We start from the raw sequence: 21,236 nt of genomic DNA on the forward strand, positions 1-21,236 counted from the left end.
GAAGCCTGCCTGCGGGCGGGTTTTTTTATGGAGGTAATATGCCAGTACTTATTTCCGGCGTACTGAAAGATGGTACGGGAACGCCGATACAGAACTGCACCATTCAGCTGAAAGCCAGCCGGACCAGTACGACGGTGGTCGTGAATACGGTGGCATCGGAAAATCCGGATGACGCCGGGCGCTACAGCATGGATGTGGAGCAGGGGCAGTACACTGTCACGCTCCTGGTGGAAGGATATCCCCCGTCACATGCCGGAGTTATTACGGTCTACGATGATTCAAAGCCGGGCACCCTGAATGATTTTCTGGGGGCCATGACGGAAGACGACGTCCGCCCGGAGGCGCTGCGGCGTTTTGAGGCGATGGTGGAAGAAGTTGCCCGCCAGGCATCGGAGGCATCGCGGAATGCCACTGTCGCAGGGCAGGCATCTGAACAGGCGCAGACATCAGCAGGTCAGGCGGCGGAAAGCGCCACGGCAGCAGTGAATGCAGCCGGAGCGGCAGAAGCATCAGCCACACAGGCAGCCTCATCCGCAGCGTCTGCGGAGAGCAGCGCAGGTACGGCGACCACAAAAGCTGGGGAGGCATCAGCTAGCGCGGCGTCGGCTGACACAGCCAGAACGGCGGCAGCCGCATCGGCAGCCGCAGCGAAAACATCTGAAGCGAATGCAGATGTCTCCCGTACTGCCGCCGGCGATTCAGCTGCTGCCGCAGCCGCCAGCGCGACGGCGGCGCAGACATCAGCAGCGCGCGCCGGAGCATCCGAAACCGCCGCGAAGACGTCAGAAACGCAGGCGGCTTCCAGTGCCGGTGATGCAGGTGCGTCAGTCACTGCGGCGGCAGCGTCGGAAAAGGCGGCAGCCGCATCGGCAGCCGCAGCGAAAACATCTGAGACAAACGCAGCAACGTCAGCAAGTACAGCAGCGGCCAGCGCAACAGCCGCCTCGTCATCAGCATCGGAGGCATCCACCCACGCCGCCGCATCTGATACCAGCGCATCACTGGCGGCGCAAAGCAGTACTGCTGCCGGAGCAGCAGCCACCAGAGCAGAAGATGCCGCAAAACGGGCAGAAGACATTGCGGACGTGATTTCCCTGGAAGATGCCAGCCTGACGAAAAAAGGTATCGTTAAGTTAAGCAGCGCCACGGACAGTGACAGCGAAGCGCTGGCAGCCACGCCAAAGGCGGTCAAAGCTGTCATGATTGAGGCACAGACCAAAGCGCCGCTGGACAGTCCGGCACTGACCGGTACGCCAACGGCACCAACGCCGGAAACCACAGCTGCAGGTATTGAAATTGCCACAGCAGCGTTTGTTGCGGCGAAAGTGGCACAGTTGGTTGGTTCTGCGCCGGAAGCGCTGGACACCCTGCAGGAACTGGCTGACGCGTTGGGAAACGATCCGAACTTTGCCACCACAGTACTGAATAAACTGGCGGGCAAGCAGCCGCTGGACGAAACCCTGACGGCGTTGTCAGGAAAAAGCGTTGACGGTCTTATCGAATACGTTGGTTTAAGAGAAACCATAAGTCGTGCCACTGGCGCCATGCAAAAAGACCAGAACTTGAATGATGTGCCAGATAAAGCGCTGGCCCGTCAGTCCCTCCAACTTGGCAACAGCGCTACACTCAACGTCGGCACTACGCTAGGCACTGTAGCCGCTGGTGACGACATCCGTATTTCCTCCGCCAAAAGAGCTATAGACGACACCCAGACCGGTCTTGCTGAACAGCCTGTTATGTGGATAAGCTCCGCCGATGATTTGAGTAACCTGCCATCTGGCGCACGCCGGTTTGCCAGCAATAAAGCTCCGGCAACAATATTGCCGGTAAACGATTATGTTTTCCTGGAAGTGATTGCCAAGCGCGATTGTGCAAACGGTTGTGTCGTTCAGATAACAGACTCAGCCGGTAATACCTGGACTGGCATACGCTATGACGCAACCAATGGTTCCAGTTTTACCTGGCGCCCCCTGATGTCGTGTCCGCCCGGCGTTCCCCTTCCGTGGCCGTCTGACACCATCCCTGCCGGTTACGCCCTGATGCAGGGGCAAACATTTGATAAATCTGCTTACCCGTTATTGGCTGTAGCGTATCCGTCCGGCATTATCCCTGACATGCGAGGCTGGACAATAAAGGGTAAGCCCATCAGTGGACGTGCTGTACTGTCGCAAGAAATGGACGGCAACAAATCGCACTCGCACACCGCGCGGGCGCAGGATACTGACTTAGGGACAAAATCTACCTCATCCTTTGATTACGGCACGAAATCGACCAATACCACGGGCAATCATACTCACCAGTTCGGCGGTTATATCAATTCATACTGGGGAGATTCCAATCACACCTCATTTCAGCCTGGAGGTGGTGCATGGACACAGGCCGCTGGCGACCATGCGCATACAGTTTATATCGGAGGACACGAGCACACCATGTATATCGGTCCACACGGTCACGTCGTTATTGTGGACGCAGACGGTAATGCGGAAACCACGGTTAAAAATATTGCATTTAACTACATAGTGAGGCTGGCATAATGACTTTTAAAATGAGCGAACAGGCGCAGACAATTAAAATTTTCAATCTGCGTTCAGATACTAACGAATTTATTGGTGCAGGTGATGCGTATATTCCGCCGCACACAGGACTACCGGCAAACTGTACTGATATCGCCCCTCCTGATATTCCCGCCAGTCATATTGCTATATTTGACGCTGAAACCCAGACATGGAGTTTGCATGAGGATCACCGCGGCGAGATGGTTTACGACACAACAACCGGCAATCAGGTTTATATCTCCGCTCCTGGTCCGTTGCCCGAAAATGTCACATCAGTTTCACCAGGTGGTGAATACCAGAAATGGGATAGTAAGGCTAAGGTCTGGGTAAAAGACGAAGCGGCTGAAAAAGCAGCGCAGCTTCGTCAGGCGGAAGAAACCAAAAACAGGCTCCTGCAAATAGCATCTGAAAAAATCGCGCCGTTACAGGATGCTGTTGATCTTGATATCGCAACAGATGATGAGAAAGCGCAGCTCGACGAATGGAAAAAATACAGGATACTGGTTAACCGGGTGGATACCACAAATCCTGACTGGCCGGAAGTGCCTGTAAACCAGTAATATGACGTTGTGAAAAAACAGGCTGGCATTAATAAAATACACCAGCCTGAAGTAATATTCAGTTCAGGAGGAACTGATGAAGCATAATAACCAGATATACCATCAGTACTGATATGGTTGTTACAGCCTTCTGTAAAAAATTAACAACCACAAATCTGACACCACTCTGGTGGTTTTTCTATATCTGGTGGCCAGTTGTCACACCAGGGGGGACGAATAAATGGGGCGGGTATTGGCGGCAGTCCACTGGAGGCGGATTTTGTATTATCTGGTGGGGGTTTTGTATCACTGGCGGCCATCGCCGATGCCGAAAAGGCTGTAGCCGACAACACCAGAAGCAATGGGAAAAATATACGATGTCTCATAATATCACCCGTGAATATTCAGACTATCCTTACTGTTGACTTCCTTCATTTCCAGCATAGTTCACGCTTCATCGTCATTGAATAAACAATTAAGTTTGTTGAGCGAAAATTTACTTAAAGAAAAAATAATAAGCATCGATATTTTTCTTTTTTGCAGGTTTTCAACGCATGCCCGAATAAACGTGCGCAGATGGTGAAAAATCTGGTTGGCCATAAAAAGGTTTAAAGATAAATGCAAGTGCTTATCTGTTGCGATATCAATTAAATTAATCTTGTTTTTTTATTCATACCCTTGCCAAACAGATATGTAGCAAGAAAATATGATACTAAGTAAAGTTGGCATGTAGTCTAGAGTTAGGGGTAGTATATATTCTTAACTCCAATAGGACTGCTCTATATATAAATATATTAATTGCATATTTTATTTTTAAAGTCAACGATTTCTATGAATCACACGTTAAATATCACACTCCATTTTTAGGCTTATATTTATCCCAACCAACTAATGAAAAAACATCTTCGTGTGAAATAGCCTCACCATTAAGAAAAAATTTAACATTTTGTTTTACCAGATCATCATGTCGATTCCGATATACCCATCTTAGCTCATGTGCTGTAATAGAATTACCATGCTTTCCTGTTTTATTTGCGATATCACTTATAGCATCAACTAAATTGTCAATGACAAAAATAACTGACCGTTCCCTTAATCGTGTTTGGAATTCAAGACCGGCTTTACTTGTTTTTATCCAGCACTCCTCATTGGATAAGTCTGAATATTTATCTTCGGTAATATTGTATTTTTTATGTTGAGATAAAAATTCTCTAAAAAAAGTCCCTCTCTGAACATCATTCAATCTTTCTGCTATCTTCTCATCTTTATTAAACACGGCTCTATTCTTCCTGTCCCAGACCGCATCTGTTAATGTATTTTGAATAATAATATCTTTTTTTGAAAAATAATATAACGAATTAACTAAAGTATTTACTCGATCTCTTGCCTTACATAAACCATAAACCACATCTCCAGGCTGAAAACTTAACGCATCTCCTGCAGGTTTGTTACTAAAGGTAATATCACTCCTGGTAAGAAATTCAGGATTAAGCTTAACATAACCATCGGTACTAATATCTATATGTGCAGGCAGATTGCAGGTTGGTATTTCCCATACAATAGGGGTCCTTGAGGATAAATTGATAGACTTTAAATTAACAGGAAGCTTAACTGGAAGTTTAATATTATCACAAAAGTTGATACTTAATTTTTTTAGCTTATCAGGCAAAATATCATCTATAACAGTACCGGGAACTGTTTGTATAAGTTCAATACTTAGTTCTTTTAACCCCTCAGGTAACATTTTCATTAATGGCAAGAAAGGGCAATTTTGTAAGTCTAATTTATCTAATTTATATGGTAACTCAGCACATAATATTTCAGGGAAATTTTGCAATGACAAAGAAGATAGATGCGGAGGAAGGGGAGGCAAAAATTTACCATAGCACGCAGTAAAACTCTTTAATCCATAAGGTAATGCGGGGAAAGTATAATTTTCTTCATATGCCTGCATATCTATAGATAGTGACTCTAAGCTATCTGGGAAATATGAAATTTTAATGGTCTGATTTCCAGATATAGTTAAACTTTTTAACCCATCAGGAAGATTTGGAATAGACTCCAGTGTATAGCATGAAGATAAATTCAACTCGGATAAATTATCAGGAAATACCGGAATAGAGGTAACATGATGAGCAGTAATTGATAAGCTCCCGGTATGATTTGCTTCTATTATTTTGTCGTAAATACTATTACGCTCCTCCTTCTCAATATCTGGGGATTCTATTCTCCATTTATTTAATAACTCAAGGTTTGATGTCGCCTCGTTACTTGTATATGCATATTGCAATATGGCTGGTTGGAATCCTATTTTCATGCGCTTTTTCAATCTATATGTCAATACCAAGCTATCATTATTACATTTATTTTCATTCAGGCAAGATTTAGAACCTAGCCTAATACCGATCGTTTAAGAAGCTGTTAGCCGATTCAGCAACATGGAGAATTTGAAGACAATCCGGTGGGATGGATTACCGCAGTCACGTTGTCTGCAAGAACGTGACTGCGGTAGGCCGGCTGCTGTTTAGTCAGGACTGACTGTAACCGTGTTTATAGGTTTATAGATCGTATAGACCTCTATTGTGATGTAACGTCGTATGTTGATCAGCAGATCGTATGCTGACGATTTCAGAAGTACATAATTAAGTACATTTTTATATGTCACTTTTTTTAATTCTATTTAATTCAGTTAGTTGAGTTTTTGTTTTCGTAATCGTTATTAAATAATAATCACAGGAACAATGGGCGCAGGCCGGGCGCCTGATTGGGGCGGGAGTACCGCGACAGCAGGTAGCGATTATTTATGATGTTGGCGTTTCGACGTTGTACAGAAAATTTCCGGCGAGTAACATGCCTTTGATGCCATTCATGGGAAAATAACACTCCTTTAATCAGCCATAAGAGTTAATTATATAAACTTAAATGGATTTGTTAATTGAATTTCATCAAGATTAACTCTATATAAAAGATTTATTGTCTTTGTTATGGCGTCTATATATTCTGCGCTATTCATTATAGCAGTGTATTTATCGTATGCTTCGAAGCAATGATTTTCATTGATATATTCACTGCTATTGTTTTTATAAATTTCATATGACTCTTCCTTTTTGAAAATGCGCGCATCCAGCCAAGGGTCAAGTATATATTCCGATATTCCTTTTGAATCAGTAAAAGTCAAAAAAACGACCACATGATTCCCTCCTGACGCGCTATTATACATAAGGGATGTGCTTATTCTGGCATCAAATACATTATTTTTCGAAAATCCTATTCCGGTTAGTCTTTGTGGTATATATTTTGCAATAATCGCACCTAAAATTAGCGACATATCAGCACAGTTCCCTGTGTTATATTTTATTGAATCAATGGAAGAATATATTAGACTCAGAGATATTGGGTTTTCTGGTCTTTCAGCCATAGCTCTGTCAAAAGAGTTTGCTTTTATAGTTTGCAGAAATTTCTTGTGATGTTCTCTTTGTAAATTAAGAGCGTCGTATTTTTCCTGCGTATCAATTTTAAGCCTGTCAATTTGCATAGCATCATAACTGTCCGATTTCTTTATTATTGTTCTGACAAAAACGGTACATTCTGAAGCAGCATTAATAATACAGGAGGATAAATCAACTGAAGTACTCTGTTGGTTGTTACAGGCGCTCACTCCAGTTGTGTCGAATTTTTCTGTAGCTACATGTCCAACATTTATAATCAATTACATTTCCCTGTATTCAAAATTAAGCGATATTCTTATGTCACGACAACCTAACAGGGACTGACTACAAAGATCTTTAAAGAAACGTTCATTATTGTATCTATTGATGAACTCCCTTCAGATTTAGAGGTTGTGCCCATGGTCGAAAAGCTCCTCTACGCTCATATACTTAACTTATCGGGAACATGGTAGGTTAGGATGTGAAAACACAGGGACAGTTACTGTCACTGCGAAGGCAGCAATAAGGAGGCCTATCCTGTACGAACTGTGGAAAACTATATCTTGTTCACGATCACCTGCATCGTTGACGATGCGCGATCCTGGAGGTTTGACGACTGCCCGGTATGATCGGTGCCGCAGCCACGTCGTATGCAGGAACGGCCTGCGGCAAACTGGCGATCGTTCGATAGTGCGAATATTGAATGGTTGCCAGTCGCGGCGGATTCTACTGGTTAAGAATGGCTAATCAATGTGTTTAATCTGAAACCAGGCATCTGTTCAACTTTTCGTGATCGCTTTTGTTGGCATCACTATTCAAGCAGTTTGCCTGCATCGGCTTCACCCTCACTTCGGCATCAGGGAAAATCTGGTGCACCTGCTTCGTCAGTTCGGCCAGAATGATCTCGCTGGCCCCTTCGAGTCCTTCAACATTACGCTTGTCATAAACCAGTTCTACGAACATACGTGTTTCGCTAATAACTGTTTGTATATACAGTATTTTTGCTTTGGCGGTTTTGTCTGTCAAGGCATGAACCACTTGTTTTTAAATTTTGGGGAACATACTGCGGGCGTGTTTGTTATCGATTTTCCCTGCAGGGCTGATGGGGTCTGGCGTTGACTAAAATTATGTGTGGGGCATGGATGGGGCAAAAGTGGTCTGTGAAGTTCGTTAAAGTTCGTTAATCAAGCTTCATCTCGATCTCGCTCATCCCTTGTTTAAAGCGCTCCTGGACGATCTTTATCGATTTTAAAAACTATGAGTACATATTATAAAAATGTAGCAAATAGGCCGTTTGTGCCTGAAAAGATGAACATTCTGCGTAGCGCGATTTGCGCAACAGGAATAGACTGGAGTCGACACTCTACACAAAGATGCGAAAGGTTTTTTATGACACAACAGCCACAAGCCAAATACCGCCATGACTATCGCGCGCCGGATTACCAGATTACTGATATTGACTTGACCTTTGACCTCGATGCCGAAAAAACCGTGGTCACCGCAATAAGCCAGGCTGTTCGTCATGGCGCGCCTGATGCGCCTCTTCGCCTTGATGGGGAAGATTTAACGCTGGTATCTATCCACGTCAACGATGCGCAGTGGACAGCATATAAGGAAGAAGAGGGCGCGCTTATCATCAGCGACCTGCCAGAGCGTTTTACGTTACGCATTGTCAACGAGATAAGTCCGGCGGCGAATACGGCGCTGGAAGGATTGTACCAGTCCGGCGATGCGCTCTGTACCCAGTGTGAAGCGGAGGGCTTCCGCCATATTACCTGGTATCTTGACCGCCCGGACGTACTGGCGCGATTTACCACCAAAATTATTGCGGATAAAAGCAAATATCCGTTCCTGCTTTCCAATGGCAACCGTGTTGCGCAGGGTGAACTGGAGAATGGCCGTCACTGGGTTCAGTGGCAAGATCCGTTCCCGAAACCGTGTTATCTGTTTGCGCTGGTGGCCGGTGATTTTGACGTGCTGCGCGATACCTTTACCACCCGCTCCGGGCGTGAAGTCGCATTAGAACTGTACGTTGACCGTGGCAATCTGGATCGCGCGCCGTGGGCAATGACTTCGCTGAAAAATTCCATGAAATGGGATGAAACGCGTTTTGGGCTCGAATATGACCTCGACATCTATATGATTGTCGCGGTGGATTTCTTTAATATGGGCGCGATGGAGAATAAAGGTCTCAATATCTTTAACTCCAAATACGTGCTGGCGCGAACCGATACCGCGACGGATAAAGATTATCTCGATATTGAGCGCGTGATAGGTCATGAGTATTTCCACAACTGGACCGGCAACCGCGTCACCTGCCGCGACTGGTTCCAGTTGAGCCTGAAAGAGGGGCTAACCGTGTTCCGCGATCAGGAGTTTAGCTCTGATTTGGGGTCACGCGCGGTGAACCGCATCAGTAACGTGCGTACCATGCGCGGTTTACAATTCGCGGAAGACGCCAGCCCGATGGCGCATCCTATCCGCCCGGATAAAGTAATCGAAATGAATAACTTCTACACCCTCACCGTTTATGAAAAGGGTGCGGAAGTCATTCGCATGATCCACACGTTGCTGGGTGAGGAAAATTTCCAGAAGGGGATGCAGCTTTATTTTGAGCGCCATGACGGCAGCGCCGCGACGTGTGATGACTTCGTACAGGCGATGGAAGATGCTTCTAATGTCGATTTGTCCCATTTCCGCCGCTGGTACAGTCAGTCCGGCACGCCGATTGTAACGGTAAAAGATGATTATAATCCGGAAACCGAGCAGTACACGTTGACCATCAGCCAGCGCACTCCGGCGACGGCGGATCAGGCGGAGAAGCAGCCGCTGCATATTCCATTCGCCATCGAACTGTACGATAACGAAGGCAACGTCATTCCGTTGCAAAAAGGCGGTCACCCGGTCAACGCCGTGCTGAACGTCACGCAGGCGGAGCAGACATTTACCTTCGATAATGTTTACTTCCAGCCTGTTCCGGCCTTGCTGTGCGAGTTTTCAGCGCCGGTGAAACTGGAATATAAATGGAGCGATCAGCAGTTGACGTTCCTGATGCGCCATGCGCGCAATGATTTCTCCCGTTGGGATGCGGCGCAAAGTCTGCTGGCCACATACATTAAACTGAATGTGGCGCGTCATCAGCAGGGGCAACCGCTATCGCTTCCGGTGCATGTCGCTGATGCGTTCCGCGCAGTACTGTTGGATGAGAAAATCGATCCGGCGTTGGCCGCAGAAATTTTAACGCTGCCTTCGGCCAATGAAATTGCGGAGCTGTTTGAGGTCATTGACCCGATCGCCATTGCGCAAGTTCGTGAAGCGCTAACGCGTACGCTGGCGGCAGAACTGGCGGATGAGTTCTTAGCTATCTATAACGCCAATCATCTGGATGAGTATCGTGTTGATCACGGCGATATCGGTAAGCGCACGCTGCGCAATGCTTGCCTGCGCTTCCTGGCGTTCGGCGAGACGGAGCTGGCTAATACGCTGGTCAGCAAACAGTATCGCGACGCCAATAATATGACCGATGCGCTGGCGGCCCTGTCTGCTGCGGTGGCGGCGCAGTTGCCGTGCCGCGATACGCTGATGCAGGAGTATGACGATAAGTGGCATCAGGACGGCCTGGTGATGGATAAATGGTTTATCCTGCAATCCACAAGCCCGGCGGAAAATGTACTGGAAACCGTACGCGGCCTGCTCAAACACCGTTCTTTCAGTATGAGCAACCCGAACCGCATCCGTTCATTAATTGGCGCGTTTGCTGGCAGCAACCCGGCGGCGTTCCATGCGCAAGACGGTAGCGGATACCAGTTCCTGGTCGAAATGCTGACCGATCTGAATAGCCGTAACCCGCAGGTAGCATCTCGCCTCATTGAACCGCTGATTCGTCTGAAACGTTATGATGATAAGCGTCAGGAGAAAATGCGCGCGGCGCTGGAGCAGTTAAAAGGGCTGGAGAATCTTTCCGGCGATCTGTACGAGAAGATAACTAAAGCGTTAGCCTGACAGTATCCGTTATAAAGAGGTAAGACATGCCCGGTAAGCGTTAGCGCTGCCGGGCATTTTTTTGCCGGACGATGACGCTCGCTGGCGAAACGTGAAGTGAGAATGAAGGAAAACGATTGCTATTTATTGCCGTAGGTCAATTCCCTTTTGCTTTGTTATCGCCCATAATACGCCCCCGGTTTGCACACCGGGAATCCAGGAGAGTTCATGTACTATCCCTTCGTTCGTAAAGCCCTTTTCCAGCTCGATCCAGAGCGCGCTCATGAATTTACATTTCAACAATTACGCCGCATTACAGGTACGCCGCTGGAAGCGCTGGTGCGCCAGAAAGTACCGACAAAGCCGGTTACCTGCATGGGACTTACCTTTAAAAATCCACTGGGGCTGGCTGCCGGTCTGGATAAAGACGGGGAGTGCATCGACGCGTTAGGCGCGATGGGGTTTGGCTCCCTGGAAATCGGCACCGTGACGCCGCGCCCACAGCCGGGTAACGATAAGCCGCGTCTTTTTCGTCTGGTGGATGCTGAAGGTCTGATCAATCGGATGGGCTTTAATAATCTGGGCGTCGATAACCTGGTCGAGAATGTTAAAAAAGCCCATTTTGATGGTATTCTGGGAATTAACATCGGTAAAAATAAAGATACGCCTGTCGAAAATGGCAAAGATGACTACCTGATTTGTATGGAAAAAGTCTATGCTTATGCGGGTTATATCGCCATTAATATTTCTTCGCCGAATACGCCAGGGCTACGTACGCTCCAGTATGGCGATGCGCTGGACGATCTGTTAACTGCCATTAAAAATAAGCAAAACGATCTTCAGGCGATCCACCATAAATATGTGCCGGTGGCAGTAAAGATCGCGCCGGATCTTTGTGAAGAGGAATTGATCCAGGTTGCCGATAGCCTGCTTCGTCATAATATTGATGGGGTGATTGCGACAAATACCACCCTCGATCGTTCTCTGGTACAAGGAATGAAAAATTGCCAGCAAACGGGGGGATTAAGTGGCCGGCCATTACAATTAAAAAGCACAGAAATTATTCGCCGTTTATCCCAGGAGTTAAAAGGACAATTGCCTATTATCGGCGTCGGCGGCATTGACTCAGTTATCGCCGCGCGCGAGAAGATAGAGGCAGGAGCTACGCTGGTACAAATTTATTCCGGCTTTATTTTTAAAGGTCCGCCATTGATTAAAGAAATCGTAACGCACATCTAAACTTTACCCTTTATCAGACAACCAGGGCTTTATTTCCGGCGCTGGTTGTTTTATATTTCTCCACTGTTGCTTATTTAGACATTTTAGGCTTTTATTATTGGGGTAATAAACGAAGCGGCAAAAGGACAATGCTGTTACGAGTTGCTTAAAAGCGGGAGAGAGGTAATGCGAATTAAACCTGACGATAACTGGCGCTGGTATTATGATGAAGAGCACGATCGTATGATGCTCGATCTCGCCAATGGTATGCTTTTTCGCTCGCGCTTCTCTCGTAAAATGCTTACGCCGGACGCGTTTTGCCCGACCGGTTTTTGTGTGGATGACGCTGCGCTCTATTTTTCCTTTGAAGAAAAATGCCGGGATTTCGAATTAACCAAAGAGCAACGCGCGGAGTTGGTATTGAATGCGCTGGTGGCGATTCGCTATCTCAAACCGCAGATGCCAAAAAGCTGGCATTTTGTAGCGCATGGCGAAATGTGGACCCCGGGAACGGGCGATGCCGCAAGCGTCTGGTTAAGCGATACGGCGGAACAGGTTAATTTGCTGGTCGTTGAGCCGGGAGAAAATGCCGCGTTGTGTCTGCTGGCCCAGCCGGGCGTGGTGATAGCAGGCCGAACCATGCAGCTTGGCGATGCGATTAAAATTATGAACGACAGGCTGAAACCGCAGGTTCACTGTCACAGTTTCAGCCTTGAACAAGCGGTTTAATTCTCCAGTCGTAACGCGGTCTTAGGCACGCAGCTACAGCTCAGAATCGTACCATCGTCACCCATAGCCGATTTTTTCAGCGGACTTACTTCGCCTTCCAGCAAACGTATCCGGCAGCAACCACAGATACCAGCCCGGCAAGAATACGGAATACGAATTCCCTGATTCTCCAACTGTTCCAGTAGCACCTGTTGATTATTCCCGCAGAAGGTTTGCCCCTGCCAGTCGATGGTTACACTCCCGTCCGGATGTTTCTCTGGCGTAACGCTGTCGTCGAGCGTTGTGGCGCCATAAGCTTTTGCCGGCGCTGTCGCCAGTATCTCCACCTCATCGCCGACGCGAATGACGCCGCTATTGCGGGCAATCAAATTCTGACCGAAATCCACATCGCCATTGTCCTGGGCGGTACGAAAAGCTTGCAGTGTCGCCAGCGGTTCGCCGGAAGGATGTTTTTGCCCCTTTTCAGGGCTGACGGTCGTAAAAATACAGCGGCTACAGGGCTTCACGACGTCAAAAATCACATCGCCAATGCGAAGCACTTTCCAGCTATCTTCCTCCCAGGCCGTTACGCCGGAAACCACTAAGTTTGGGCGAAATTGTTCCATTTGTACGCCTGCCGGACAGCGCTGTTGCAGATCGCGCAGCGAGGCTTCGTTGGTCAATAAATACGGGTAGCCATCGGCAAATCCCAGCGGCACCGCGTTATGCCGTTTAACCCGGCGCGTCAACTGCGGCCCAACCCAGCGCAACTGGACATCGCGGGAGAAAAAGCCGCTCAACCATTGATTAATCGCCGTCGGGGCGACGCGAGCGGTAAAATGGTTTCCCCAGACCTCGGTCGGCGCATCCTGCGGGGTGAAATCCGTAAAGCGAACCAGCGCGCTACTGCCGTCTGGCGCGGTCAAATGGAGGCCGTCGTGTAAGGGAGAAGGGGTAAAACGTACCATTTGTGGAAACTGGCGGGCGGTAATAAATGTGCCGTCAGGCTCGGTCACCATGAAGATGCGATCAAAAGCCAGGCCGCTGATATCTGCCAGCGCATGAGTCAGGCCAATGCCGCGCATGGATTTGACCGGATGAATAAAGAGCCGTGATAACGTCGCCACCGTACAGTCCCTCAAATGAAAATAAGCCTTCAACTTTATGACATGGGCGTGAGATTAGCTATAATGCGCAACAATTTTCTTAGCGTAAAAGTGACAATATGAATTCTCTGTTTGCCAGTACGGCCCGCGGGCTGGAAGAGCTGTTAAAAACTGAACTGGAAAAACTGGGCGCCGTAGGGTGTCAGGTTGTTCAGGGTGGGGTCCATTTTCAGGGCGACACGCGGCTTATTTACCAGAGCCTGATGTGGAGCCGCCTGGCCTCGCGTATTATCCTGCCGATGGGTGAGTGCAAGGTCTACAGCGATCTCGATCTTTACCTCGGCGTTCAGGCGATAAACTGGACAGAGATTTTTAATCCTGGCGCGACGTTTGCGGTGCATTTCAGCGGCCTGAACGACACCATCCGTAATAGTCAGTATGGCGCGATGAAAGTTAAAGACGCGATTGTCGATGCGTTTACGCGGAAAAATCTTCCGCGTCCAAATGTGGACCGTGAATCGCCGGACCTCCGTATTAACGTCTGGCTGAATAAAGAAACTGCCAGCATTGCGCTGGATCTCAGTGGTGATGGCCTGCACCTGCGCGGTTATCGCGATCGCACCGGGCTGGCGCCAATTAAAGAGACGCTGGCGGCAGCGATTGTTATGCGTTCCGGCTGGCAGCCAGGTACGCCGCTGCTCGACCCTATGTGTGGTTCGGGGACACTGTTGATTGAGGCCGCGATGTGGGCGACCGATCGCGCGCCGGGACTGCACCGTGGTCACTGGGGATTTAGCGGCTGGGCGCAGCATGACGAGACTATCTGGCAGGAAGTGAAAGCTGAAGCGCAGACCCGGGCGCGTAAGGGGCTGGCGGAGTATTCCTCTCATTTCTACGGTTCCGACAGCGATGCGCGCGTCATTGAGCGGGCGCGCAGCAACGCCCGTCGCGCCGGTATCGGCGAGCTTATCACCTTTGAAGTGAAAGATGTGGCGCAACTGAGTAATCCATTGCCGAAAGGCCCGTATGGTACGGTGATCAGTAACCCGCCTTACGGCGAACGTCTGGACAGCGAACCGGCGCTGATTGCGTTGCACAGCCTGCTGGGCCGTACCATGAAAAATCAGTTTGGCGGCTGGAACCTGTCGCTGTTCAGCGCTTCGCCCGATTTGCTGGGCAGCCTGCAATTACGTGCCGACAAACAGTTTAAAGCCAAGAATGGCCCGCTGGACTGCGTGCAGAAAAACTATCATATTGCGGAAACCACGGCGGACAGTAAGCCGGCGACGGTGGCGGAAGATTACGCTAATCGCCTGCGTAAAAATCTTAAAAAGCTGGAGAAATGGGCGCGCCAGGAAGGGATTGAATGCTATCGCTTGTATGATGCCGACCTGCCGGAATATAACGTGGCGGTAGACCGTTACGGCGACTGGGCGGTGATTCAGGAATATGCGCCGCCGAAAACGGTGGATGCGCAAAAAGCGCGGCAGCGTCTGTTCGATATTATTGCGGCAACCTTGTCAGTGCTCGGTATTCCGCCGAATAAACTGGTGTTAAAAACCCGTGAACGGCAAAAAGGAAAAAACCAGTATCAGAAAATGAGCGAGAAGGGCGAGTTCCTTGAGGTCAGCGAATATAATGCGCGCTTATGGGTAAATCTGACGGATTATCTCGACACCGGTCTGTTCCTCGATCACCGTATTGCCCGCAGAATGCTGGGAGAAATGAGCAAAGGCAAAGATTTCCTGAATCTCTTTTCTTATACCGGCAGCGCCAGCGTACATGCGGGTCTGGGCGGCGCGCGCAGCACCACAACGGTGGATATGTCCCGCACCTATCTGGAGTGGGCCGAACGTAATTTGCGTCTGAACGGACTGAGCGGCCGCGCGCATCGCCTGATTCAGGCCGACTGCCTGGGCTGGCTGCGCGAGGCGAATGAACAGTTCGATTTGATCTTTATCGATCCGCCGACGTTCTCTAACTCAAAACGTATGGAAGAGTCGTTTGATGTTCAGCGCGATCATGTCGCGTTAATGAAAGATTTAAAACGCCTGCTGCGTAAAGGCGGCACCATCATGTTCTCAAATAATAAGCGCGGATTCCGTATGGATCTGGAAGGGCTGGCGGAACTGGGGCTTACCGCACAAGAAATTACGCAAAAAACGCTCTCCCCGGATTTTGCCCGTAACCGTCAGATTCATAACTGCTGGCTGATCCGCGCCGCCTGAAAGGAAAAGTAAATGTCATTAATCAGTATGCATGGCGCATGGCTGTCGTTCAGCGACGCGCCGCTTCTCGATAACGCAGAGTTGCATATCGAAGATAACGAACGCGTCTGTCTGGTGGGGCGTAACGGCGCCGGGAAATCCACCTTGATGAAGATCCTCAACCGCGAACAGGGTCTGGACGATGGGCGTATTATTTATGAGCAGGATCTGATCGTCGCGCGTCTGCAACAGGACCCGCCCCGTAATATTGCGGGCAGCGTCTATGACTTTGTCGCCGAAGGTATCGAAGAACAAGCGGAATACCTCAAGCGCTATCATGAGATTTCCCGTCTGGTGATGACCGATCCCAGCGAGAAAAACCTCAATGAAATGGCGCGCGTACAGGAACAGCTCGATCATCATAATCTGTGGCAGCTGGAAAACCGTATTAATGAAGTGCTGGCGCAGCTTGGACTCGATCCTAACGCCGCGCTGTCGTCGCTCTCCGGCGGCTGGCTGCGTAAAGCTGCGCTGGGTCGGGCGCTGGTCAGCAATCCGCGCGTATTGTTACTGGATGAACCGACTAACCATCTGGATATCGAAACTATCGACTGGCTGGAAGGGTTTCTGAAAACCTTTAACGGAACGATTATTTTTATCTCTCACGATCGTTCGTTTATTCGCAATATGGCAACCCGCATTGTCGATCTCGATCGTGGCAAACTGGTCACCTATCCGGGAAATTACGATCAATACCTGCTGGAGAAAGAAGAAGCGCTGCGCGTAGAAGAATTACAAAACGCGGAATTTGATCGCAAACTGGCGCAGGAAGAAGTCTGGATTCGCCAGGGTATTAAGGCGCGCCGCACCCGTAATGAAGGGCGCGTGCGGGCGTTAAAAGCGATGCGTCGTGAACGCAGCGAGCGCCGGGAAGTGATGGGCACGGCGAAGATGCAGGTCGAAGAGGCGACGCGCTCCGGTAAAATCGTTTTTGAGATGGAAAACGTCGATTACCAGGTAGAAGGAAAACAACTGGTAAAAGATTTCTCCGCTCAGGTACAGCGCGGTGACAAGATTGCGTTAATTGGCCCGAACGGCTGCGGTAAAACCACGCTACTGAAACTGATGCTGGGACAGCTTCAGGCTGACAGTGGGCGCATCCACGTAGGAACGAAGCTGGAAGTCGCCTACTTCGATCAGCATCGCGCCGAACTGGACCCGGAAAAAACCGTGATGGATAACCTTGCGGAAGGCAAGCAAGAGGTGATGGTAAACGGTAAGCCGCGCCATGTACTGGGCTATTTGCAGGACTTCCTGTTTCACCCCAAACGGGCGATGACGCCCGTCCGCGCGCTTTCCGGCGGCGAACGTAACCGTCTGCTGCTGGCGCGACTGTTCCTCAAGCCGAGCAATCTTTTAATTCTCGATGAACCAACGAACGATCTTGACGTCGAAACGCTGGAACTATTAGAAGAATTAATTGATGGCTATCAGGGCACGGTACTACTGGTCAGCCACGATCGGCAATTTGTCGATAATACCGTGACGGAATGCTGGATTTTCGAGGGCGGCGGCAAAATCGGACGTTATATCGGCGGCTACCATGATGCGCGTGCGCAGCAAGAGCAGCATCTGGCGACGAAACAGCCGATGGCGAAAAAAAATGAGGAAGTTATTGCCCCTAAAGCAGAAATTGTAAAACGTGGCAGTAGCAAACTAAGCTATAAACTGCAGCGCGAGCTGGAGCAGTTACCCGGTCAGCTTGAAGACCTGGAAGCGAAGCTGGAAGCGCTACAGGCGCAGGTTGCGGATGCGGCCTTTTTTAGCCAACCCCATGAGCAAACGCAAAAAGTTCTGGCCGATTTAAGTCAGGCGGAGCAAGAACTTGAGCAAGCCTTCGAACGTTGGGAGTATCTTGAAGGCCTGAAAAACGGGGCATAACGAAAGGAGCGCCTATGTGTGAACATCACCATGCTGCGAAGCACATATTGTGCCCGCAATGTGACATGCTGGTGGCTTTACCCCGCCTCTCGCATGGGCAAAAAGCAGCATGTCCACGATGCGGCGCAACGTTAACGACCGAGTGGGACGCGCCCCGGCAGCGTCCTACCGCCTATGCGTTAGCGGCACTATTTATGTTGCTGCTTTCTAACCTTTTTCCCTTCGTGAATATGAATGTCGCGGGCGTCACCAGCGAAGTCACGCTTCTGGAAATCCCCGGCGTCATGTTTTCTGAAGATTACGCCAGCCTCGGCACGTTCTTTTTATTATTTGTCCAACTGGTGCCGGCATTTTGCCTGGTGACTATTCTATTACTTGTCAACCGCGCCAGTCTGCCGTTGTCGGTAAAAAAAACGCTGGCAAGGATCTTTTTCCTCCTCAAATCGTGGGGAATGGCGGAAATATTTCTCGCCGGGGTGTTGGTCAGTTTTGTTAAGCTGATGGCCTACGGCGATATCGGCATCGGCAGCAGCTTTATTCCCTGGTGCTTATTTTGTCTCGTTCAACTGCGGGCGTTCCAGTGTGTCGATCGCCGCTGGCTGTGGGATGATATCGCCCCGCAGCTTGCACTGGCGCAGCCGTTAACGCCGGGGATTACCGGTATCCGGCAGTCTTTGCGTTCTTGCGCCTGCTGTACGGCGATCCTGCCTGCGGAGAGTCTCGTCTGTCCGCGTTGCCATACGAAAGGCTATGTCCGGCGTAAAAACAGTTTGCAGTGGACGCTGGCGTTATTATTTACCTCGATCATGCTTTATCTGCCCGCCAATATTTTGCCGATTATGATTACCGACTTACTGGGCTCGAAAATGCCGTCGACCATTCTGGCTGGCGTGATTTTGCTGTGGAGCGAGGGGTCTTATCCGGTGGCGGCGGTTATCTTTCTCGCCAGTATTATGGTGCCGACGCTAAAAATGATCGCTATTGCCTGGCTTTGTTGGGATGCGAAAGGCCACGGTAAGCGCGACAGTGAACGGATGCATTTTATTTATGAAGTAGTGGAGTTTGTGGGGCGCTGGTCAATGATTGATGTCTTTGTCATTGCCGTACTCTCTGCGCTGGTGCGTATGGGAGGGTTAATGAATATTTATCCTGCGATGGGTGCGTTGATGTTTGCTTTAGTCGTCATAATGACAATGTTTTCTGCGATGACCTTTGATCCGCGTCTGTCGTGGGATCGTGAATACGAACCAGGCCATGAGGAGTCCTGATAGCATGGAACCTAAAAAAGGGGAAGCCAAAGTACAAAAGGTGAAAAATTGGTCGCCTGTCTGGATATTCCCGATTGTTACTGCGCTTATCGGAGCCTGGATTCTGTTTTATCACTACAGCCACCAGGGACCGGAAGTTACCTTAATTACCACCAATGCGGAAGGCATTGAAGGCGGAAAAACGACGATCAAAAGTCGCAGCGTGGATGTCGGCGTGGTTGAAAGCGCGACGCTGACTGACGATCTGACCCATGTACAAATCAAAGCGCGGCTTCATTCCGGTATGGAGAAGTTGCTGCATAAAGACTCGGTATTTTGGGTCGTAAAACCGCAGGTGGGGCGTGAAGGCATCAGCGGGCTTGGGACGCTGCTATCAGGCGCGTATATTGAACTACAACCAGGAAGTAAGGGCAGTCAGCCGGAAAGCTATCAGCTTCTTGACTCACCGCCGTTGGCGCCGCCCGATGCCAAAGGTATTCGTGTGATTCTGGACAGCAAAAAGGCCGGTCAGCTCAGTCCTGGCGATCCCGTTCTGTTCCGGGGCTATCGGGTAGGGTCCGTTGAAACCAGCTCTTTCGATCCGCAAAAACGGACAATGAGTTATCAGTTGTTCATTAAGGCGCCAAACGATCGGTTGGTCACCAGTAATGTCCGATTCTGGAAAGATAGCGGTATCGCTGTGGATCTGACATCGGCGGGAATGCGCGTGGAAATGGGATCGTTGACGACGTTGTTTGGCGGCGGCGTGAGTTTTGATGTGCCGGAAGGACTTGAGCAGGGGCAACCCGTCGCCGAAAAAACGGCGTTTAATCTCTACGACGATCAAAAAAGTATTCAGGATTCGCTGTACACCGATCATATCGATTACCTGATGTTCTTTAAAGATTCGGTGCGCGGATTACAACCTGGCGCGCCGCTGGAGTTTCGCGGTATTCGTCTGGGGACGGTAAGCAAAGTGCCTTTCTTTGCGTCTAATATGCGTCAGGTGTTTAACGACGATTACCGTATTCCTGTGCTGGTGCGCATTGAACCGGAGCGTCTGAAAGCGCAATTGGGAGAAAATGCGGATGTTGGCGCGCATTTGACGGAACTGCTTAAGCGCGGTTTACGCGCTTCGCTTAAAACCGGTAACCTGGTGACCGGGGCGCTGTATGTCGATCTGGACTTTTATCCTAAGGAGCCGCCGATTACCGGGCTACGCGAATTTGATGGTTATGAAATTATTCCCACCGTCAGCAGCGGCCTGGCGCAAATTCAACAGCGACTGGTGGAAACGTTGGATAAGATCAACAACCTGCCGCTGAATCCGATGATTGAACAAGCGACCAATACGCTGTCTGAAAGCCAGCGTACTATGCGTCGGCTGCAAACCACGCTGGATAATATGAACAAGATTACCTCCAGTCAGTCGATGCAGCAGCTTCCGGCGGATATGCAAACGACGTTACGCGAACTTAACCGCAGTATGCAAGGCTTCCAGCCTGGATCGGCGGCGTATAACAAAATGGTGGCGGATATGCAGCGTCTCGATCAGGTGCTTCGTGAGTTACAACCGGTGTTGAAAACTCTGAACGAGAAGAGCAACGCGCTGGTATTTGAAGCGAAGGATAAAAAAGATCCTGAGCCTAAGAGGGCGAAACAATGAAAAAATGGCTAGTCGTGATAATGGCGTTCTGGCTGGCGTCATGTAGCTCCGGCGGAGAGAATAAAAGCTATTATCAGCTCCCGATAGCGCAAAGCGGTGTGCAAAGCACCGCAAGCCAGGGCAACCGTCTCTTATGGGTAGAGCAGGTTTCCGTACCTGACTATCTGGCAGGTAACGGCGTGGTGTATCAAACCAGTGATGTTCAGTATGTGATTGCCAATAACAATCTGTGGGCCAGCCCGCTGGACCAGCAATTACGTAACACGCTGGTGGCGAATCTTAGCGCCCGGCTTCCTGGCTGGGTCGTCGCTTCCCAGCCGTTGGGAACCACCCAGGATACGTTAAACGTTACCGTAACCGGATTCCATGGACGCTACGATGGTAAGGTTATCGTCAGCGGGGAGTGGTTATTAAACCACAATGGACAGCTGATTAAGCGGCCTTTCCATATCGAAGCCAGTCAGCAGAAAGATGGCTATGATGAGATGGTCAAAGTACTGGCAAGCGCATGGAGTCAGGAAGCAGCCGCTATCGCAGATGAGATAAAGCGCCTTCCCTGAGATAAAAGTAATGTAAATTTAACCGCTTCAGGTCGTGCGCCTGAGGCGGTTTTTTTATTTTTGACGCCGGAAAAATAGTT

General features: G+C 49.5%; 14 protein-coding genes and 2 pseudogenes. 12 read left to right on the forward strand and 4 right to left on the reverse strand.

The annotated features are described in order from the left end of the window. Positions 1–38: 38 nt before the first annotated feature. From ACLJRS_RS01265 to ACLJRS_RS01275, 3 genes and pseudogenes are all read left to right on the forward strand, one after another. The gene (locus tag ACLJRS_RS01265) at positions 39–2,534 is read left to right on the forward strand and encodes a phage tail protein (RefSeq protein WP_023193196.1); all 2,496 of its coding nucleotides are present in this window, start codon (positions 39–41) and stop codon (positions 2,532–2,534) included. Next, positions 2,534–3,115, forward strand: a complete 582-nt coding sequence (locus tag ACLJRS_RS01270) for a tail fiber assembly protein (RefSeq protein WP_000143168.1) — start codon at positions 2,534–2,536, stop codon at positions 3,113–3,115. The genes ACLJRS_RS01265 and ACLJRS_RS01270 overlap by 1 nt, the downstream gene beginning before the upstream one ends. A 400-nt stretch (positions 3,116–3,515) precedes the next feature. Continuing rightward, positions 3,516–3,674 (forward strand): annotated as a pseudogene (locus ACLJRS_RS01275) (hypothetical protein); the annotation flags it as partial. Between the two features lie 270 nt (positions 3,675–3,944). Here ACLJRS_RS01275 and gogB read toward each other — a convergent pair. Then, positions 3,945–5,435: a type III secretion effector GogB gene (gogB, locus tag ACLJRS_RS01280; protein WP_010835411.1), complete on the reverse strand. Its 1,491-nt coding sequence runs from the start codon at positions 5,433–5,435 to the stop codon at positions 3,945–3,947. Between the two features lie 395 nt (positions 5,436–5,830). Here gogB and ACLJRS_RS01285 point away from each other — a divergent pair. Continuing rightward, positions 5,831–5,974, forward strand: a pseudogene (locus tag ACLJRS_RS01285) (helix-turn-helix domain-containing protein); the annotation flags it as partial. A 28-nt stretch (positions 5,975–6,002) separates the two neighbouring features. Here the strand turns inward: ACLJRS_RS01285 and ACLJRS_RS01290 are convergent. Together ACLJRS_RS01290 and ACLJRS_RS01295 are read right to left on the reverse strand one after the other, a co-directional pair. Continuing rightward, positions 6,003–6,803, reverse strand: a complete 801-nt coding sequence (locus ACLJRS_RS01290; protein ID WP_001536069.1) for a hypothetical protein — start codon at positions 6,801–6,803, stop codon at positions 6,003–6,005. A 475-nt stretch (positions 6,804–7,278) separates the two neighbouring features. Then, positions 7,279–7,485 (reverse strand): DinI-like family protein, encoded by a 207-nt coding sequence (locus ACLJRS_RS01295; RefSeq protein WP_000497440.1) that lies wholly within the window; start codon positions 7,483–7,485, stop codon positions 7,279–7,281. A 426-nt stretch (positions 7,486–7,911) separates the two neighbouring features. Between ACLJRS_RS01295 and pepN the strand changes: the two genes are divergently transcribed. From pepN to zapC, 3 genes are all read left to right on the forward strand, one after another. Beyond that, positions 7,912–10,524 (forward strand): aminopeptidase N, encoded by a 2,613-nt coding sequence (gene pepN, locus ACLJRS_RS01300; protein WP_000193788.1) that lies wholly within the window; start codon positions 7,912–7,914, stop codon positions 10,522–10,524. Positions 10,525–10,731: 207 nt separating this feature from the next. Beyond that, positions 10,732–11,742, forward strand: a complete 1,011-nt coding sequence (gene pyrD, locus ACLJRS_RS01305) for a quinone-dependent dihydroorotate dehydrogenase (RefSeq protein ID WP_076935082.1) — start codon at positions 10,732–10,734, stop codon at positions 11,740–11,742. 165 nt (positions 11,743–11,907) lie between these two features. Then, positions 11,908–12,450, forward strand: coding sequence for a cell division protein ZapC (zapC, locus tag ACLJRS_RS01310; RefSeq protein ID WP_001220671.1), 543 nt, complete (start codon positions 11,908–11,910; stop codon positions 12,448–12,450). Here the strand turns inward: zapC and ACLJRS_RS01315 are convergent. Next, on the reverse strand, positions 12,447–13,556 hold the full coding sequence (locus ACLJRS_RS01315) for a YcbX family protein (protein WP_000224082.1): 1,110 nt from the start codon (positions 13,554–13,556) through the stop codon (positions 12,447–12,449). The two genes, zapC and ACLJRS_RS01315, sit on opposite strands and share 4 nt — an antisense overlap. 98 nt (positions 13,557–13,654) lie before the next feature. On the opposite strand from ACLJRS_RS01315, the gene rlmKL reads away from it, so the two are divergent. The 5 genes from rlmKL to pqiC are packed head-to-tail and all read left to right on the forward strand — an operon-like array spanning position 13,655 to position 21,156. Further along, a complete protein-coding gene (gene rlmKL / locus ACLJRS_RS01320) occupies positions 13,655–15,763 on the forward strand; it encodes a bifunctional 23S rRNA (guanine(2069)-N(7))-methyltransferase RlmK/23S rRNA (guanine(2445)-N(2))-methyltransferase RlmL (protein WP_001086485.1) in 2,109 nt (702 codons plus the stop codon). 12 nt (positions 15,764–15,775) lie between these two features. Continuing rightward, positions 15,776–17,683: an ABC transporter ATP-binding protein gene (locus ACLJRS_RS01325; protein WP_000053044.1), complete on the forward strand. Its 1,908-nt coding sequence runs from the start codon at positions 15,776–15,778 to the stop codon at positions 17,681–17,683. A gap of 14 nt (positions 17,684–17,697) precedes the next feature. Further along, complete coding sequence (gene pqiA / locus ACLJRS_RS01330) at positions 17,698–18,951, forward strand: membrane integrity-associated transporter subunit PqiA (protein ID WP_000333149.1); 1,254 nt, start codon at positions 17,698–17,700, stop codon at positions 18,949–18,951. Positions 18,952–18,955: 4 nt separating this feature from the next. Continuing rightward, positions 18,956–20,596, forward strand: coding sequence for an intermembrane transport protein PqiB (pqiB, locus tag ACLJRS_RS01335; RefSeq protein ID WP_000433416.1), 1,641 nt, complete (start codon positions 18,956–18,958; stop codon positions 20,594–20,596). Beyond that, positions 20,593–21,156 carry a membrane integrity-associated transporter subunit PqiC gene (gene pqiC, locus ACLJRS_RS01340; RefSeq protein ID WP_000759136.1) on the forward strand — a complete coding sequence of 188 codons (564 nt, stop codon included), beginning with the start codon at positions 20,593–20,595 and terminating at the stop codon, positions 21,154–21,156. Before pqiB ends, pqiC begins: the two co-directional genes overlap by 4 nt. The last annotated feature ends 80 nt before the right edge of the window (positions 21,157–21,236 follow it).

The organism is Salmonella sp. SAL00670, from assembly GCF_046552235.1.
GTDB lineage: Bacteria > Pseudomonadota > Gammaproteobacteria > Enterobacterales > Enterobacteriaceae > Salmonella > Salmonella enterica.

Bases quoted from the DNA above. Each gene is read 5' to 3' on its own strand.
- zapC (WP_001220671.1), top strand. From the start codon at position 11,908: ATGCGAATTAAACCTGACGATAACTGGCGCTGGTATTATGATGAAGAG.
- ACLJRS_RS01270 (WP_000143168.1), top strand. From the start codon at position 2,534: ATGACTTTTAAAATGAGCGAACAGGCGCAGACAATTAAAATTTTCAAT.
- pyrD (WP_076935082.1), top strand. From the start codon at position 10,732: ATGTACTATCCCTTCGTTCGTAAAGCCCTTTTCCAGCTCGATCCAGAG.
- pqiC (WP_000759136.1), top strand. From the start codon at position 20,593: ATGAAAAAATGGCTAGTCGTGATAATGGCGTTCTGGCTGGCGTCATGT.
- pepN (WP_000193788.1), top strand. From the start codon at position 7,912: ATGACACAACAGCCACAAGCCAAATACCGCCATGACTATCGCGCGCCG.
- ACLJRS_RS01265 (WP_023193196.1), top strand. From the start codon at position 39: ATGCCAGTACTTATTTCCGGCGTACTGAAAGATGGTACGGGAACGCCG.
- ACLJRS_RS01325 (WP_000053044.1), top strand. From the start codon at position 15,776: ATGTCATTAATCAGTATGCATGGCGCATGGCTGTCGTTCAGCGACGCG.
- pqiB (WP_000433416.1), top strand. From the start codon at position 18,956: ATGGAACCTAAAAAAGGGGAAGCCAAAGTACAAAAGGTGAAAAATTGG.
- pqiA (WP_000333149.1), top strand. From the start codon at position 17,698: ATGTGTGAACATCACCATGCTGCGAAGCACATATTGTGCCCGCAATGT.
- ACLJRS_RS01295 (WP_000497440.1), bottom strand. From the start codon at position 7,485: ATGTTCGTAGAACTGGTTTATGACAAGCGTAATGTTGAAGGACTCGAA.
- rlmKL (WP_001086485.1), top strand. From the start codon at position 13,655: ATGAATTCTCTGTTTGCCAGTACGGCCCGCGGGCTGGAAGAGCTGTTA.